The following is a 17,411-nucleotide window of genomic DNA, read 5'->3' as shown; positions in this document are numbered from 1 at the left end:
TTTTATCGGATGATCCTTTTTATTTTTTATTTGAAAGAGAAATTATGAGTTTTTTAACAAAAATTTTTGGCAGCCGTAACGAACGTATTTTACGCAGATTAAGAAAACAAGTTGCGAAAATCAACAAAATGGAACCGGCTTTTGAAGCATTAAGTGATGATGAATTAAGAGCGAAAACTGACGAGTTCCGTAGCCGTTTAGCTAACGGTGAAACTTTACAACAACTTTTACCAGAAGCGTTTGCTACCGTGCGTGAAGCGGGTAAACGTGTACTCGGCATGCGCCATTTCGATGTGCAATTAATTGGTGGTATGGTGCTAACAAATCGTTGTATCGCAGAGATGCGTACCGGTGAAGGTAAAACCTTAACCGCAACCTTGCCTTGTTATTTAATGGCATTGGAAGGTAAAGGCGTACATGTTGTGACAGTGAATGATTACTTGGCACGTCGTGACGCGGATACCAACCGTCCGTTATTTGAATTCTTAGGTATGACTGTTGGGGTGAATATCCCTGGTTTACCGCCTGAAGCAAAACGTGAAGCTTATGCGGCTGATATTACATACGCGACAAACAGCGAATTAGGTTTCGATTACCTTCGTGATAACTTAGCGCATTCTAAAGAAGAGCGTTTCCAACGTCATTTAGGCTATGCCTTAGTGGATGAGGTGGACTCGATCTTAATCGACGAAGCACGTACGCCGTTGATTATTTCAGGTCAAGCGGAAGACAGTTCTGAGCTTTATATTGCGGTAAATAAATTAATTCCGAATTTAATTAAGCAAGAAAAAGAAGATACGGAAGAATATACCGGTGAAGGCGATTACACCTTAGATCTTAAAACTAAACAAGCGTATTTAACTGAACGCGGTCAAGAAAAAGTAGAAGAGTGGTTAATCGCACAAGGTTTAATGCCAGAAGGTGATTCCCTTTATTCACCAGCGCGTATTGTGTTGTTACACCACGTTATGGCGGCATTACGTGCAAACACCTTATTTGAGCGCGATGTAGACTATATCGTGAAAGATGGTGAGATCGTGATCGTCGATGAACACACTGGTCGAACTATGGCGGGTCGTCGTTGGTCTGATGGTTTACACCAAGCGATCGAAGCGAAAGAAGGGGTAGAGATTAAGAGCGAAAACCAAACTGTTGCCTCTATTTCTTACCAAAACTACTTCCGTCTTTATGACAAATTAGCGGGTATGACTGGTACAGCAGATACCGAAGCCTTTGAATTCCAACAAATTTATGGTTTGGAAACTGTCGTTATCCCAACCAATCGTCCAATGATTCGTGATGATCGTACGGACGTTATGTTTGAGAATGAAGAATACAAATTCAATGCAATTATTGAAGATATCAAAGACTGCGTCGCTCGCAATCAACCTGTTCTTGTCGGTACGGTATCAGTTGAAAAATCTGAAATGCTTTCTCAAGCTTTAGATAAAGCGGGCATCAAACACAACGTATTGAATGCAAAATTCCACGCACAAGAAGCGGAAATTGTTGCTGAAGCCGGGGCACCAGGTGCAGTAACTATTGCAACCAATATGGCAGGTCGTGGTACCGATATTATCCTGGGTGGTAACTGGAAAGCAAAAGCTGCAAAATTGGATAATCCAACCCCAGAGCAAATCGAGGCACTTAAAGCTGAGTGGGAGAAAAATCACGAGATCGTGATGCAAGCCGGTGGTTTACATATTATTGGGACAGAACGTCATGAATCCCGTCGTATTGATAACCAGTTGCGTGGTCGTTCAGGTCGTCAAGGTGACCCTGGTTCTTCACGTTTCTACCTTTCTTTAGAAGATGGCTTAATGCGCATTTATCTAAATGAAGGTAAATTAAATATGATGCGTAAAGCCTTCTCTCAACCAGGCGAAGCGATGGAGTCCAAGCTTCTTGCTAAAGTGATCGCATCAGCGCAAGCGAAAGTAGAAGCGTTCCATTTTGATGGTCGTAAAAACTTGCTTGAATATGATGATGTAGCGAACGACCAACGTCATGCGATTTACGAACAACGTAATTACTTGCTCGATAATGATGATATTTCAGAGACTATTAAAGCAATCCGCAGCGATGTATTTAACGATGTGATTGACCAGTATATTCCACCGCAATCTTTGGAAGAACAATGGGATATTAAAGGCTTAGAAGAGCGTTTAGCGCAAGAGTTTGGCCTTGAGTTACCAATTGAACATTGGTTAGAAGAAAATAATAATCTTCACGAAGAAAACTTGCGTGAACGCATTATTCAAGAAGCGGAAGATGAATACAAAGCGAAAGAAGCGCTTGCGGGTGAAGAAACCATTCGTCATTTCGAAAAAGGCGTGATGTTACAAACCCTTGATGAACTCTGGAAAGAGCACTTGGCTGCAATGGATTATTTACGTCAAGGTATTCATTTACGTGGTTATGCGCAAAAAGATCCAAAACAAGAGTACAAAAAAGAATCTTTCCGTATGTTTACTGAAATGTTAGATTCTTTAAAACATCATGTGATTACGACACTCACTCGTGTGAAAGTACGTACGCAGGAAGAGATGGAAGAAGCAGAACGTGCACGTCAAGCAATGGCTGAGCGTGAAGCTCAAACGCATCATCCTGTAGGTGAAAACACAGAGCAAGCTCAAAGCGAGGATTATTCAGATCGCCATATTGGACGTAATGAACCTTGTCCTTGTGGGTCAGGTAAAAAATACAAGCATTGTCACGGCAATAAAGCCCGATATGCTTAGTTAAGGAAAAGAGCGGTTAAATTTTTGCGTGTTTTAAAACACCGCTAAAAATAACCGCTCTTTCTACTTTTGAGATAAGGAAAAATGATGAGTAAGCCTATCATTCAAGTTGCGGCAGGGATTATTCGTAATGAATTTGGGCAGCTATATTTGACCCAGCGTTTAGAAGGGCAAGATTTTGCACAGGCATTAGAATTTCCAGGTGGTAAAGTTGATGCAGGTGAAACCCCTGAAGAAGCCTTAAAAAGAGAATTGGAAGAAGAGATTGGCATTCATATTTTAAATGCTGAACTGTACGAACGTTTTCAATTTGAATATCCAACCAAAATTTTAGATTTTAGTTTTTACTTGGTCACAGAATGGATCGGCGAGCCTTTTGGACGCGAAGGCCAGGAAGGCTTCTGGCTTGAACAAGGGGAGCTTGATGCAGGGCAATTCCCACCAGCCAATTTAAAGCTGATTCAGCGTTTAGTGGCTGAAAGTGTCAAATAACATTTAATCAACTTTATTTATTATGATTTCAAGTATTTTTCTGAGTTTATTTTTTATTGCGACGGTGATTTTTATCGTCAATTCGCACTATCGCTGGACATATTTTTTTGCGATTGCATTATTCGTCTTATTGTTTAGCGCAATGTTTGCGATAACTGGTCAATGGCAACGCGGATTGAATTTTGCGTCCGTACTTTTTGTGGTGTTGATGTTATTCCATCGAATGAAAATTCATTACTACAAACAACCTTTACTCATTTCAGATTTTTGGCTCGTGACAGACTGGCGGAATTGGGAAACCTTATTGCATTATAAAGGGGCGATTTTCGGTGTATTAGGGCTATTAGGCCTATTGGGTTATGCTATCTTTGGTTGGTCAGATGTGGAAACTGCCTCTACTGGATTTCGCGTATTTGCAGCAATACTCGCTGCAACGAGCTTTGGTTTAATGTGGCATTATTCTAAAGATCCAGATGCAACAAAAGTATGGTTAGACTCATTGCCAGATGATGGTCGAGATGTTTTCTTAAACCTGCCTATGTCTTGTCGTGGCGTATTCTTTAAAGTGCCAGAATTTGAAGGTAATAGCCAAAAATTTAAAGAAAAAATGACCGCACTTTTAAGTGAAAAGGCTGAGAGTAAAACTGAAAGTGCAGAAAAGCCAGACGCAGAAAAAACAGACATAGTGGTGTGTCTACAAGAATCAACCTTGAATCCTCATCAATTTGATTTTGATGCAGAAACCATCCCACCATTTTCAATGTTTAATAAGCAGGAAGATACCGCATTTGTGAGTCCATTGCGTGTACATACGGTGGGCGGTGCAACGTGGAAATCTGAATTTGCTTTCCTTGCAGGGGTGCCTTCAACCGATTTTGGTGCTTTAGCAAGTGGGGTGTTTTATTCCGTTGTCCCACACTTACAGACAGGGTTTATTAAAAATCTCCGTGAGCAAGGCTATTTTTGCGTGGCGTTATCGCCTTTTACGAAAGGTAACTACAACGCAAAACCTGCCTATGACCACTTTGGTTTTGATTTGATGCTGCAACCACAAGATTTAGGCTATCCCGCATCAATCAGCAAAAATCTCTGGCATATTAGCAGTGAAGAGATGATGTATTACACCAAACTGATTTTGCAGAAACAGCATCCATCATTGGAAAATGTACAACAGCCAATGTTTGTTTATGTGCTCACGATGAAAGAGCACGGCCCTTACAACACGAATATGCCAAACCATTTTAATTTGGCGAGTAAGCGTTTAGGAGGAAAAGCGATTTCTTGCTTGAACGATTATATTGATCGTATTGATAGCCTTAATGAGGCAATTGAAGGTTTAAATGATTATTTAAAATCGCGTGAAACACCTTATGTATTCGGTTATTTTGGTGATCACCAAGTCGCTTTTGATAATCAGCTTCCACCGAAAAAAGGTAATTTTGTAAATCCAGATTATGTGACTCAATTTGTGGTTAGAACTAATCGTAAAACTGACTTTGTTCAACAGCAAGATTTCTTAGATTTAGCCTTTGTTGGTGGCGTATTACTTGATGTGGCAGATTTATCACCGAAAGATGACTTTATGCGAGCGAATATCGCTATGCGTCAGCTAAGCCAAGGTAAGCTCGAAGATGCAGAGGATATGGATTTAGTGAATAGCTATCGAAATTATCTGTATCAAGATTTAAAAATTGCGCAATAATAAAAAATCTCGGTTAACGCCGAGATTTTTTTATAAGCAAAATTTAACCGATAAGTCTGCCAATTTTACCCACACGTCTTGACCGTATTCTTGCTTGGTTGTGCGCTCAATATCTGCCAATTCTTGCAATATTTCAAAGAGCTTTTGATAGGTGAGTCGTTGTATCGCTGCCATATAAAGATGACGACGATTCTGCCAAATTTTGAGACGGTCAAAATCCGCTTTGAGTGTCTGTGTTGGCAAACTCGTGTTAAGAGAGGGATTACGTAGCTGTGGTTTTGTTAATTCTAACAACGTGAGCAGTTCACGCTGTAAAGTACGCAATAAAATAACTGGCTGCACATCTTCAGCTTGTAAACCTCGCAAAATTCGCTTTGAGCGATTTGCCTTGCCTGACAACAAAGCATCAATCCATTGGAAAGGGGTAAAGACAGAAGATTGCTCTACGACGGATTTAACGCGGTTATACGTGAGTTTGTGATCAGGATAAAGCAAATCTAAAAGCTGTAATGCTTGTTTTAATGCCAGTAGATTATTTTCATAGCTGTAACAAAATAGTTGAATGGCTTCCTCATCAGCTGATAATCCCATGTTTTTTGTACGATGCTTCACCCAACGAGAAAGCTGTTCTGAGTTTGGTGTTTGGCAGTTAACAATAACAGCTTGCGGATCAAGTTGATTTGCCTGAATAAACCACTCTTGTTTTTCGGCTGCTTTAGACAATTTAGACAAGGCGAGAACAAGCAAGCTATCCTCGTTTAATCCACTGATAAAGTGCTGAAGGTTTTTTTGCAAAAGTGCGGTCAAATTTTCGGGTAAATTGAGAATGAAAATTTGCTTATTAAAGAAGAGCCCCATAGATTGGCTGGTCTCAATTAATGCAGACCAGTCAGTATTAGAGTCTATGGTGATTTGATTTTTTTCATCAAAACCTTGAAGAAGGGCTGCTTGATGAATGAGATCTTCACTTTCACTGAGCAACAGGGGATCTGTCCCAACCAAAAAATAGACTTTCGCTAAATGGCTGTTCAGGTTAGAGGCCAGTTGCTCAGGAAAAATGCGGTTCATTATTTTCCTTGAACTTGGTGTTGCAAGGCGGCCATTTTATTAATTAATTGGCGAGCCGCTTGTTCACGCATATCATTCCAAATTACATCGCGCTCAGCTGATTTTGCTAATGCAGCACGTGAGTTATCAAAGAAAGTGCGGTTGATTTTTGCAGAGATTGGATAGGTTTCTCCGTTAGCCAGGCGTAAACTTGCTTCGACATCAAGGGTTAGCACTTTTTCTGCTTCAAGACCCTGTTTAAAGACAGAGGCGACCTTATCACTTGAGGTCTGTTTATTTAAACGCAACACTGGCACACCTTGTTTTGCAGGAACAAGGTTTACGTTGTTGCTAAGCAGTTGCTTACGCATTGCCATAGACATTTCACTGTATGGGTCGCTACTTTCAAGGGCCATTGTTTTTAATTCCGCAGGAACCGCAGCACCATTATCGAAGTGCCAACCACAAGCAGTTAAAAAGGCAGTTGCCCCAACTAAGCAGATTGCTTTGATTGATTTCATCATAAAAATTACCTGTAAAATTCACCGCACTTTATTTTGTTTAAGAGCCGTTTATGCAACGCTTGGAATAAAATGCGGTTATTTTATGGATTATTGTGGTTTAACCACCATATTTAACAATTTACCTGGTACATAAATCACTTTCACGATTTGTGTATTGTCAGTAAATTTCTTCACATTTTCATCTGCAAATGCAACAGTTTTCACGGTTTCTTCATCCGCATCAGCTGCAACAGTCACTTTACCACGTACTTTACCGTTGACTTGCACCACGATAAGTTTTTCATCTTCTACCATCGCCGCTTCATCAGCTTTCACCCATTCTGCATGGTCGATGTTGCTTTCGTTGCCTAAAGCTTTCCATAACTCAAAGCAGATATGTGGTGTGATTGGGTAAAGCATACGCACGACTGCGCTTAATGCTTCTGCCATAACAGCGCGATCTTGTTCGCTTTCTAATGGTGCACGAGTTAATTTATTCATTAACTCCATCACTGCTGCGATAGCGGTATTGAATGTTTGACGGCGACCAATATCATCACTCACTTTCGCGATCGTTTTATGCACATCACGGCGAAGTGCTTTTTGATCTGCAGAAAGTGCGCTCACATCTAAAGCAGTTTTTGCTGGATTTTGGCTGTATTCATACACTAAATTCCATACACGACCTAAGAAACGTTTTGCCCCTTCTACGCCAGATTCTTGCCATTCAAGCGTCATTTCTGCAGGAGACGCGAACATCATGAAGAGACGCACGGTATCTGCACCGTATTTTTCCACCATTTCTTGTGGGTCGATACCGTTGTTTTTCGATTTCGACATTTTGGTCATACCGGTATGCACCAACTCACGGCCTTCCGGATCGGTTGCTTTGATGATACGACCTTTTTCATCACGCTCAAGAGTCACTTGCGTAGGGCTTACCCAAATACGCTCGTTAGTCGGGCTGGTGTAGTAGAATGCATCGGCTAATACCATGCCTTGGCATAATAATTTTTGTGCTGGCTCATCACTCGTTACGAAACCTGCATCACGCAATAACTTGTGGAAGAAGCGGAAGTAGAGCAAGTGCATGGTTGCGTGCTCAATACCGCCGATATATTGATCCACCGGTAACCAGTAATTAGCTTCATCTTTATCCAACATGCCTTCAGCATAGCTTGGTGAAGTGTAGCGTGCGTAGTACCAAGACGATTCCATAAAGGTGTCAAAAGTATCCGTTTCTTTTAACGCAGGTTCACCATTGAAGGTGGTTTTCGCCCAGTTTGGATCCGCTTTAATTGGGCTTTTCACGCCGTCCATGACCACGTCTTCTGGTAGGATAATCGGTAAATCTTCGATTGGCGCCGGTACGGTTTCACCGTTTGGCAAGGTCAGCATTGGAATTGGTGCGCCCCAATAACGTTGACGGGAAACGCCCCAGTCACGTAAACGGTAATTTACTTGGCGTTTACCTACGCCTAATTTTTCTAATTTGTCCGCAATACCGTTAAATGCACCATCAAAATCCAAACCGTCAAACTCAGCAGAATTCACTAACTTGCCATGTTCAACGAAAGCTTGTTTGGTTAAATCAATTTCTTCATCTGCAAGCGGTGCGATTACCTGTTTAATTGGCAAATTGTATTTTTGAGCAAATTCAAAGTCGCGTTGGTCGTGAGCTGGAACCGCCATTACTGCGCCAGTCCCATAATGCATTAACACGAAGTTAGCGACCCAAATCGGTAATTTTTCACCGGTTAATGGATGAATAGCGAATAAGCCGGTTGCCATCCCTTTTTTCTCCATAGTGGCAAGGTCTGCTTCGGCCACTTTGGCATTTTTCGCTTCACGGATGAATTCGGCTAATTGAGGATTTTTTTCTGCCGCTAATTCGGCTAATGGATGCGCTGCCGCAATACCTAAATAACTTACACCATAGAAGGTATCTGGACGGGTCGTATAAACCGCAACTTTTTCTGCGGTATCTGCTACATCAAAAGTAATTTCTACCCCTTCAGAACGACCGATCCAGTTGCGTTGCATGGTTTTAACCATATCTGGCCATTGTGGTAGTTGGTCTAATCCACCTAATAATTGTTCTGCATAATCAGTGATTTTAATAAACCATTGTGGGATCTCTTTTTGTTCTACTGGAGTATCACAACGCCAACAACAACCGTCGTGCACTTGTTCATTCGCCAACACAGTTACATCGTTCGGACACCAGTTTACGGTTGAGTTTTTTTTGTACACTAAGCCTTTTTTGTAAAGCTCAGTGAAGAACCATTGTTCCCATTTGTAGTATTCTGGACGGCAGGTCGCAATTTCGCGATCCCAGTCATAACCAAAGCCCAACATTTTGAGCTGGTTTTTCATGTATTCGATATTTTCGTAAGTCCATTTAGCGGGTGCAGTTTTATTTTTAATTGCGGCACCTTCGGCCGGTAAACCAAATGCATCCCAACCAATTGGCTGTAACACATTTTTGCCATTCATACGTTGATAACGAGAAACCACATCACCGATCGTGTAGTTACGCACGTGGCCCATGTGTAAACGACCAGATGGGTAAGGGAACATTGAAAGGCAGTAATATTTTTCTTTAGACGTATCTTTGATTGCTTTGAAGACTTTATTTTCAGCCCAATATTGTTGAACTGCGGGTTCAATCAAATCAGGACGGTAATGTTGTTGCATAGAAAATCACCTTAAATTTTGACCGCACTTTGCGGCATATTTTGCTTTGTAAAATGTGATATAGGATAGCGTAAAACAGGGAAAATTGGTAGAAAGTGCGGTGATTTTTTTGCTGATTTTATAAGAGATTTTGAATTTCAGATGGAATTAATTTGGGCGAAGGAATCCAAACTTGTTTATGTCGGTTTAATTCACCTTTTTCAAGAACTATTGAGCTCTTAGGTACTTTGAATGCTTTACTCAAAAATTTCAGCAAATGAGCATTTGCTTGACCATCAACAGGTGGCGCGGTGATCGTTATTTTGAGTTCGTCATCATGTAATCCCACGATTTGATCTTTGCTAGCTTTGGGTTGCAAAATGATTTTAAGACGTAGCCCTTCAGGCGTTTGTTCGATTGCAGACATAACTAAATTTACTCACCACATTTATAATGAGGGCTGGAAAATCCAGCCCGAAAAATAATGTTATTTTTGACCGCACTTTAAGCGGCGATTACCCATAAACCCTGGAAGTAGTCGTAAAAGAGATTATTCAAAAATAACAGAACAATGGCGATAACCATCGGTGAAAAATCAATCATGCCTACTGTGGGTAAAATGCGTTTAATTGGTTTTAATACTGGCTCAGTCAGCTGATATAACGCATAGAATGCAGGGTTATTGCCACGATTAAACCAACTTAAAATTGCACCTGCGATTAACACATAGAAAATGGCTATACCGATATTTTTAATTAGCCCTAATATGCCCAATAGTAGGAAGTAGTTGAGATTTAATCCGCCAAATAGAACTGATTTTAATCCGCAAAGCAAGAAGACTAAAACCAGTGCAGCGGTTTCCACTTTTCTTACCACAGGAAAAACTTTACGCAATGGCGCAATAACCGGCTGGGTTAATTTCAGCGTAAATTGAGAAATGGGATTGTAATAATCCACGTTCGCTAAAGGCAGCCATGTGCGTAAAATTAACACTAAACAGTACAGATCGATAATCGATCCTAAAAATAACGCAGTTTGGGAAATCTCCATTATAACCAACCTTTCCGTTTAAAATAGATATAAGGCGTAATTGCCGCACCAATCATTAAGCCGATAGCCATTGGATAGCCATATTTAAAATGTAGCTCCGGCATAAAGTCAAAGTTCATCCCGTAAGTGGATGCCACAAGGGTTGCCGGTAGGAACATGACCGACACTACCGAGAAGAATTTCATGATTTTATTCTGCTCGATATTAATATAACCCATCGCCGCCTGCATTAAAAAGTTTACTTTTTGGAATAAAGACTCATTGTGCGGTTGCAAGGATTCGATATCTCGTAAGATTTCACGTGCTTGTTCCAATTGATTTGGAGGCAAGCGAGTTTTACGCACCAAAAAACCCAATGCGCGTTGTGTATCCATCAAACACAAACGCACTTTAGAACTGGTATCTTCTTGTTCTGTTAGCGTATTTAAGGCTTCATCGAAAGCTTCATCTTGTGTGCCGTTTAAAATCACACGACTTAATTTTTCTAAATCTGCATAGACGTTTTCAATAACATCCGCTAATTGCTCAATTTTAGTTTCAAATAAGTCGAGCAAAACTTCATATGCATTACATTCTAATAAACGCTGGCTACGGGAACGCATACGATATAAACGGAATGCCGGTAATTCACGATCACGTAGGGTAAATAAGCGCCCATCACGAATAGTAAACGCTACGCTTGCGAGGTCGGCGTAATTGTCTTCGTCTTCACAATAGAAGAATGAGTGCAAGTGTAAACCATCTTCGTCTTCAAAGAAACGAGCCGATGCTTCGATATCTTCCAATTCAAGGAATGAGGCGAGACTTTGGCCTAGGCCTTCTTGCAACATTTCACGCTCTTCCCCTGATGGCTCAAGCAAATCTAACCAAATGGCAGAACTGAGGTCGGCCGGCTCGTCATCAATACGAAGCAAGCGGGAATCGTTAATGGCAAAAGCGTTAATCATTGGTCATACTCCTTTGGGGATTATGAAGATCTAACTGTGAACAAAAAAAGATCAAACGAAATTAACACTAGGGAAAAGTGCGGTCAAATTTTCATGTTTTAAAAATAGGTTTCGTTCGATAAAAGATGCCGAAGAAAGGTAAGTTGATTACCAGCGAACTCTCGCTGATAAGAGGCGAGAGTCTAGAGCGATATTCGGTATCGACCATGACTGTCCAAAGTGTGTGTCCTTCTCGTTAAAAAATCGGGCGAATGTTACGCTTGAAAGGCGCTTTCGTCAAGTATTATTGAAAAGGACACGATACTTTTAATTAATTGGTATATTGATTAATTGCGTTAGTAACCTCTTGATCTTGATAAATATTATTAACAATATCTTTGAATGTTTCGCCTAACACTTTTTGAATTTCATCATTGCTCGCATTAAATGCACCAGATTGTGAACGGGTCGCATTAAAGGTTTTGTTGTATTGTCCGCGTGGACCTTGTACATAAACAACCGCTTGAATTTTACTGTTCAAGGTGTAACGTAAATTGCCTTGCTCAACTTGAGTGTTGAATTCTTTCACTTCAACGGTTACACCCGCATTCGCATTATTTGCTTGTCCGATACGGAAACCTTTGCTAACTAAATTTTGTTGCATCACTTGTTGGAAAAGTTGAGTCACGCTTGGTGAGGCGTTTAATTTAATCAGTTCACCTGATTTAGTATAAGTTGCAATTTCTTGTTGTGGACGAGAATCGCGAGTATTGACTGTTACCACTGCTGATTGGTTGATATTCATTGATGCAGTCGGTGATTGAGGGGTAAACGTTAAGGTATTAGATTGCGCTTGGCAACCTGCTAAAAATAATGTCGCAGCGGCCAACGTCATTGTTGATAATGCTTTGATTTTGTTTGTTACTTTCATAATTTCCTCATTGAATTAGGTTAATTTGTGTTATTCTTACAAACTTAACGCTGAATGTATAGCAAAAAGTTAGGGAGTTTATTTATGTCAAAACAGCAAGAATTATTAGAGAGAATTCAGGCCGAATTGCAACCGCACTTTGCCACCGTGGAAAATGAAAGCCATATGCACAGTTCCGGTCGCGGAGCTGATTCTCATTTTAAATTAGTAATTGTCAGCGATGCTTTTGAAGGTATGCGCAAGGTGCAACGTCACCAAAAACTGTACCAACTTTTTGCCGATGATTTAAAAAATGGCATTCACGCATTAGCGCTTCATCTTTATACAAAAAGTGAATGGGAAAAACAAGGTGAAGCATTTCCAAAATCACCAAATTGTCTTGGGATTGGTCAATAGGGAAATTACTATCGGGTAATGTAGAATGGTCTTTTGGTTAACTGTAACATTACCACCTAATTAAAGAGTATTGTGAAAATCAGTTCACAAATATTTTACAAAAAGTGCGGGTTAAAGTGGAATAACCCCTTATTTTCCGCTAGAATAGTGTGCTTTTAAATTTTAATTTTGGGCAAGTTAATAGTTGTTTAACTTGTCGAGATATTAAAACAGATTTGAGTTTTTATTTATGTGGCAGTTGATAATGCTTTGTTTTAAAAGTATTTTTGTCACGCTCAATCGTGAGATTGCTTTTAAGGCGTAGGCTTTGATTGCAGTCGTGTTTTTAACCTAGAAAAGTAGTGCAAACAGTATGATTACAATCAAAAAAGGCTTGGATCTTCCTATTGCGGGAAAGCCAGCACAAGTAATCCACAGCGGTAACGCTGTGAATCAAGTTGCGATTCTTGGTGAAGAGTATGTAGGTATGCGTCCTTCTATGAAGGTACGTGAAGGCGATGTCGTGAAAAAAGGCCAAGTACTTTTTGAAGACAAGAAAAAACCAGGTGTGGTTTTTACAGCCCCAGCCAGTGGTACTATCACTGCCATTAATCGTGGCGAAAAACGTGTATTACAATCTGTGGTTATTGATGTGCAAGGTAATGAGTCTGTTACTTTTGCCAAATATAACGCAGATCAACTCAATACGCTTTCTTCCGAGCAAGTTAAACAAAATCTTATTGACTCTGGTTTATGGACAGCATTGCGTACTCGTCCATTTAGCAAAGTACCAGCAGTGGATGCAGAACCATCCTCCTTATTTATTAATGCCATGGATACTAATCCTTTGGCGGTCAATCCAGAAGTAGTGTTGAGTGCTCATCATCAAGATTTTATTGATGGTTTAACCGTATTAAGTCGTCTATTTCCAAATAAACCATTAAATCTATGTAAAGCGGGTGATAGTAATATTCCAACCGTGGATTTAGCTAATCTAAAAGTACATGATTTTGGTGGTGTTCATCCTGCTGGTTTAGTGGGTACACATATTCACTTTATCGATCCGGTTGGTGTTCATAAAAGCGTATGGCACATCAATTACCAAGATGTGATTGCTGTAGGTAAATTATTCACTACGGGCGAACTTTATGTAGAACGTGTTGTTTCTCTTGCGGGTCCGCAAGTGAAAGAGCCTCGTTTAGTTCGTACAGTAATCGGTGCTAACCTTTCTCAATTAACGACAGGTGAATTGAAAGACGGTAATAACCGTGTGATTTCTGGTTCTGTGCTTTGTGGTCAAACTGCAAAAGATGCTCACGATTATTTAGGTCGTTATGCATTACAAGTTTCTGTGATAGCAGAAGGTAATGAGAAAGAGTTCTTAGGTTGGATCACACCACAATCGAACAAATACTCGATTACCCGTACCGTATTGGGTCACTTTGGTAAAAAACTATTCAACTTCACTACCGCAGAAAATGGTGGTGAGCGTGCAATGGTACCAATCGGTAGCTATGAGCGCGTGATGCCGTTGGATATTTTACCGACATTATTATTACGTGATTTAATCGTGGGCGATACCGATGGTGCGCAAGCGTTAGGTTGTCTTGAATTAGATGAAGAAGACTTAGCGTTATGTTCTTTCGTTTGCCCGGGTAAATATGAATACGGTTCAATCTTGCGTCAAGTATTAGATAAGATTGAGAAGGAAGGTTAAAAATGGGTTTAAAAAATCTTTTTGAAAAAATGGAACCCGCGTTTTTACCAGGCGGTAAATACAGCAAGCTTTATCCGATCTTTGAATCGATTTATACCTTGCTTTATACACCGGGTACGGTAACGCACAAAAACACACACGTTCGTGATGCGTTAGACTCAAAACGTATGATGATTACGGTTTTCCTTGCGTTGTTCCCTGCGATTTTCTACGGGATGTACAATGTGGGTAACCAAGCGATCCCTGCCTTAAATCAATTAGGCAATTTAGATCAATTAATTGCTAACGATTGGCATTATGCACTTGCAAGTTCATTAGGTTTAGATTTAACCAATAATGCAACTTGGGGTTCAAAAATGGCGTTAGGGGCTATCTTCTTCTTACCAATTTACTTAGTAGTATTCACCGTCTGTACAATTTGGGAATTATTATTCTCAGTGGTGCGTGGTCATGAAGTAAATGAAGGGATGTTCGTTTCAACCATTTTATTTGCGTTAATCGTTCCACCAACATTGCCATTATGGCAAGCGGCACTTGGTATCAGTTTTGGTATCGTGGTAGCGAAAGAAATCTTCGGTGGTGTAGGTCGTAACTTTATGAACCCTGCGCTTGCTGGTCGTGCATTCTTATTCTTCGCTTACCCAGCTCAAATTTCGGGTGACTTAGTATGGACTGCGGCAGATGGTTTCTCTGGTGCAACCGCACTTTCACAATGGTCTCAAGGTGGTCAAGCGGCATTACAACACACCGTGACCGGTCAACCAATTACTTGGATGGATGCATTCATCGGTAATATTCCTGGTTCAATGGGTGAGGTTTCAACGCTTGCGTTATTAATCGGTGGTGCATTAATTGTATTCACCCGTATTGCTTCTTGGCGCATTATGGCTGGTGTCATGATTGGTATGATTGGTACAGCAACCTTATTCAACTTAATCGGTTCTGATTCTAACCAAATGTTCTCAATGCCTTGGCATTGGCACTTTGTATTAGGTGGTTTTGCACTTGGTATGATCTTCATGGCTACAGATCCTGTATCAGCTTCATTTACTAACACAGGTAAATGGTGGTACGGTGCGTTAATTGGCGTGATGGCTGTATTAATTCGTACAGTGAACCCAGCTTATCCAGAAGGGATGATGTTAGCGATTTTATTTGCAAACTTATTTGCACCAATTTTCGACTACATCGTGGTTCAAGCAAATATCAAACGTCGGAGAGCAAGAACAAATGGCTAAATTTAATAAAGATAGCGTTAGCGGTACAGTTACCGTTGTTGTGTTGCTAAGTTTAGTGTGTTCTATTGTGGTTTCTGGTGCTGCAGTAGCATTAAAATCCAAACAAGATGAACAAAAAGCACTCGACGTTCAACGTAACATTTTAACTGTTGCTGGCTTAATGAAAGAAGATAATGCATCAGTAATTAAAGACACTTACAGCAAATTTATTGAACCACGTTTAGTGGATTTGCAAAGTGGTGATTACGTTCAAGCTTCAGCAGAAGAAATTAATAAATTTGAACCTAAAGATGCCGTTAAAGATCCAGCTAAAAGCCAAGCTATCCCAGCTGAGGCTGATAAAGCAGGAATTAAGGTTCGTGCAAACCAAGCGCGTGTTTATCTTGTAAAAGATGAACAAGGCAATGTAACCCAAGTTGTATTACCAATGTATGGCCGTGGTTTATGGTCAACCATGTATGGTTTTGTTTCTGTTGCACCAGATGCGAATACCATCAAAGGTATTACTTACTATGATCAAGGTGAAACAGCCGGTCTTGGTGGTGAAATTGCGAATCCTCGTTGGCAAGCTCAATTCGTGGATAAAAAATTATTCGATGAACAAGGTAACCAAAAATTCAAAATCTACAAAGGTAGCTCTGCTGCAGATAAAGAGCACGGTGTAGATGGTTTATCAGGTGCAACTTTAACCAGTAACGGTGTTCAAGGTTCATTTGATTATTGGTTCAGCCAAAATGGCTTTGGTCCATTCTTAGCGAAATTTAAAGCAGGAGAAATCAAATAATGGCTGATGCAAAAGTAAATTTAAAAGGTCTTTTATTCGATCCTATTGTTAAAAATAACCCGATTGCCTTGCAAATTTTGGGTATCTGTTCTGCATTAGCGGTAACAACCCAATTACAAACAGCGATCGTTATGGCGATTGCGGTAAGTTTGGTAACCGGTTTTTCCAGTTTGTTCATTTCATTGATTCGTAACTATATTCCAAATAGTATCCGTATTATTGTGCAACTGGCGATTATCGCGTCTTTAGTAATCTTGGTTGACCAAGTATTAAAAGCTTATGCTTATGGTTTATCTAAACAGCTCTCTGTATTCGTCGGTCTTATCATTACAAACTGTATCGTAATGGGTCGTGCAGAGGCATTCGCGATGAAATCACCTCCGCTAGAAAGCTTTGTTGATGGTATCGGTAACGGTTTAGGTTATGGTGCGATCTTATTAATTGTTGCCACATTACGTGAACTAATCGGTTCTGGTCGTTTATTTGGTTTCCCTGTATTCCAAACAATTCAAGACGGTGGTTGGTATCAACCAAACGGTTTATTCCTTCTTGCACCAAGTGCGTTCTTTATTATCGGCTTCGTTATTTGGGGTTTAAGAACGTGGAAACCTGAGCAACAGGAGAAATAATCAATGGAACATTATATTAGCCTATTCGTGAAGGCGATCTTCATTGAAAACATGGCGCTCTCTTTCTTTTTAGGAATGTGTACTTTCCTTGCGGTTTCTAAGAAAGTTTCCACGGCTTTTGGCCTTGGCGTTGCAGTAGTTGTCGTACTTGGTATTGCGGTACCGGCTAACCAATTTGTATACGAACACGTATTAAAAGATGGCGCATTGGTAGAAGGTGTGAGCCTTGAGTTCTTAAACTTCATTACCTTTATCGGGATTATCGCAGGTCTTGTTCAATTACTTGAAATGACTTTAGATAAATTCTTCCCTGCACTTTATAACGCATTAGGTATCTTCCTTCCACTTATCGCCGTAAACTGTGCGATCTTCGGTGGTGTATCTTTTGCCGTGCAACGTGAATACAACTTCGCTGAAGCGGCAGTTTATGGTATCGGTGCGGGTGTAGGTTGGATGTTAGCAATCGTTGCGCTTGCAGGCTTAACTGAGAAAATGAAATATGCCGATGTACCGGCAGGCTTAAAAGGATTAGGGATTACCTTTATCACTGCAGGCTTGATGGCGCTTGGCTTTATGTCATTCTCTGGTATTCAGTTATAA

At 40.4% G+C, this 17,411-nt stretch carries 16 protein-coding genes; 9 read left to right on the top strand and 7 right to left on the bottom strand.

Annotated features, from left to right (window positions below; genetic code table 11):
- Positions 1–44: 44 nt before the first annotated feature.
- The 3 genes from secA to EL215_RS01040 all read left to right on the top strand — a co-directional run bounded on the left by secA (position 45) and on the right by EL215_RS01040 (position 4,935).
- Positions 45–2,741: a preprotein translocase subunit SecA gene (gene secA / locus EL215_RS01050; protein ID WP_126469614.1), complete on the top strand. Its 2,697-nt coding sequence runs from the start codon at positions 45–47 to the stop codon at positions 2,739–2,741.
- Positions 2,742–2,828: 87 nt separating this feature from the next.
- On the top strand, positions 2,829–3,233 hold the full coding sequence (mutT, locus tag EL215_RS01045) for an 8-oxo-dGTP diphosphatase MutT (RefSeq protein ID WP_049367341.1): 405 nt from the start codon (positions 2,829–2,831) through the stop codon (positions 3,231–3,233).
- 22 nt (positions 3,234–3,255) lie between these two features.
- A complete protein-coding gene (locus EL215_RS01040; protein WP_126469612.1) occupies positions 3,256–4,935 on the top strand; it encodes a sulfatase-like hydrolase/transferase in 1,680 nt (559 codons plus the stop codon).
- 30 nt (positions 4,936–4,965) lie between these two features.
- On the opposite strand, the gene holA is transcribed toward EL215_RS01040, so the two are convergent.
- The 7 genes from holA to EL215_RS01005 form a co-directional block, all read right to left on the bottom strand.
- Positions 4,966–6,003 carry a DNA polymerase III subunit delta gene (holA, locus tag EL215_RS01035; protein ID WP_126469610.1) on the bottom strand — a complete coding sequence of 346 codons (1,038 nt, stop codon included), beginning with the start codon at positions 6,001–6,003 and terminating at the stop codon, positions 4,966–4,968.
- On the bottom strand, positions 6,003–6,506 hold the full coding sequence (lptE, locus tag EL215_RS01030) for an LPS-assembly lipoprotein LptE (protein ID WP_126469608.1): 504 nt from the start codon (positions 6,504–6,506) through the stop codon (positions 6,003–6,005). The genes holA and lptE overlap by 1 nt, the downstream gene beginning before the upstream one ends.
- An 87-nt stretch (positions 6,507–6,593) precedes the next feature.
- The gene (leuS, locus tag EL215_RS01025; RefSeq protein WP_126469606.1) at positions 6,594–9,182 is read right to left on the bottom strand and encodes a leucine--tRNA ligase; all 2,589 of its coding nucleotides are present in this window, start codon (positions 9,180–9,182) and stop codon (positions 6,594–6,596) included.
- A 118-nt stretch (positions 9,183–9,300) separates the two neighbouring features.
- Positions 9,301–9,588 (bottom strand): DUF167 family protein YggU, encoded by a 288-nt coding sequence (gene yggU / locus EL215_RS01020; RefSeq protein ID WP_014064163.1) that lies wholly within the window; start codon positions 9,586–9,588, stop codon positions 9,301–9,303.
- A 77-nt stretch (positions 9,589–9,665) separates the two neighbouring features.
- Complete coding sequence (locus EL215_RS01015; protein WP_126469604.1) at positions 9,666–10,211, bottom strand: YggT family protein; 546 nt, start codon at positions 10,209–10,211, stop codon at positions 9,666–9,668.
- Positions 10,211–11,158, bottom strand: a complete 948-nt coding sequence (gene corA, locus EL215_RS01010; RefSeq protein ID WP_126469602.1) for a magnesium/cobalt transporter CorA — start codon at positions 11,156–11,158, stop codon at positions 10,211–10,213. Before corA ends, EL215_RS01015 begins: the two co-directional genes overlap by 1 nt.
- A gap of 310 nt (positions 11,159–11,468) precedes the next feature.
- On the bottom strand, positions 11,469–12,068 hold the full coding sequence (locus EL215_RS01005) for a YajG family lipoprotein (RefSeq protein WP_126469600.1): 600 nt from the start codon (positions 12,066–12,068) through the stop codon (positions 11,469–11,471).
- Positions 12,069–12,152: 84 nt separating this feature from the next.
- Here EL215_RS01005 and EL215_RS01000 point away from each other — a divergent pair, with 84 nt between their 5' ends.
- The 6 genes from EL215_RS01000 (at position 12,153) to nqrE (ending at position 17,411) form a co-directional block, all read left to right on the top strand.
- Positions 12,153–12,464, top strand: coding sequence for a BolA family protein (locus EL215_RS01000; protein ID WP_049358018.1), 312 nt, complete (start codon positions 12,153–12,155; stop codon positions 12,462–12,464).
- A 352-nt stretch (positions 12,465–12,816) separates the two neighbouring features.
- Positions 12,817–14,160, top strand: coding sequence for a Na(+)-translocating NADH-quinone reductase subunit A (locus tag EL215_RS00995; RefSeq protein WP_126469598.1), 1,344 nt, complete (start codon positions 12,817–12,819; stop codon positions 14,158–14,160).
- A 2-nt stretch (positions 14,161–14,162) separates the two neighbouring features.
- The gene (locus EL215_RS00990; protein WP_049358020.1) at positions 14,163–15,398 is read left to right on the top strand and encodes an NADH:ubiquinone reductase (Na(+)-transporting) subunit B; all 1,236 of its coding nucleotides are present in this window, start codon (positions 14,163–14,165) and stop codon (positions 15,396–15,398) included.
- Positions 15,391–16,182 (top strand): Na(+)-translocating NADH-quinone reductase subunit C, encoded by a 792-nt coding sequence (locus EL215_RS00985; RefSeq protein ID WP_005695373.1) that lies wholly within the window; start codon positions 15,391–15,393, stop codon positions 16,180–16,182. Before EL215_RS00990 ends, EL215_RS00985 begins: the two co-directional genes overlap by 8 nt.
- The gene (locus EL215_RS00980) at positions 16,182–16,811 is read left to right on the top strand and encodes an NADH:ubiquinone reductase (Na(+)-transporting) subunit D (RefSeq protein WP_005695375.1); all 630 of its coding nucleotides are present in this window, start codon (positions 16,182–16,184) and stop codon (positions 16,809–16,811) included. Before EL215_RS00985 ends, EL215_RS00980 begins: the two co-directional genes overlap by 1 nt.
- Before the next feature lie 3 nt (positions 16,812–16,814).
- Positions 16,815–17,411 carry an NADH:ubiquinone reductase (Na(+)-transporting) subunit E gene (gene nqrE, locus EL215_RS00975; protein ID WP_049358021.1) on the top strand — a complete coding sequence of 199 codons (597 nt, stop codon included), beginning with the start codon at positions 16,815–16,817 and terminating at the stop codon, positions 17,409–17,411.

It is taken from the genome of Haemophilus parainfluenzae, assembly GCF_900638025.1.
Classification (GTDB): domain Bacteria; phylum Pseudomonadota; class Gammaproteobacteria; order Enterobacterales; family Pasteurellaceae; genus Haemophilus_D; species Haemophilus_D parainfluenzae_J.
This window is presented reverse-complemented; position numbering and strand designations above follow the sequence as displayed.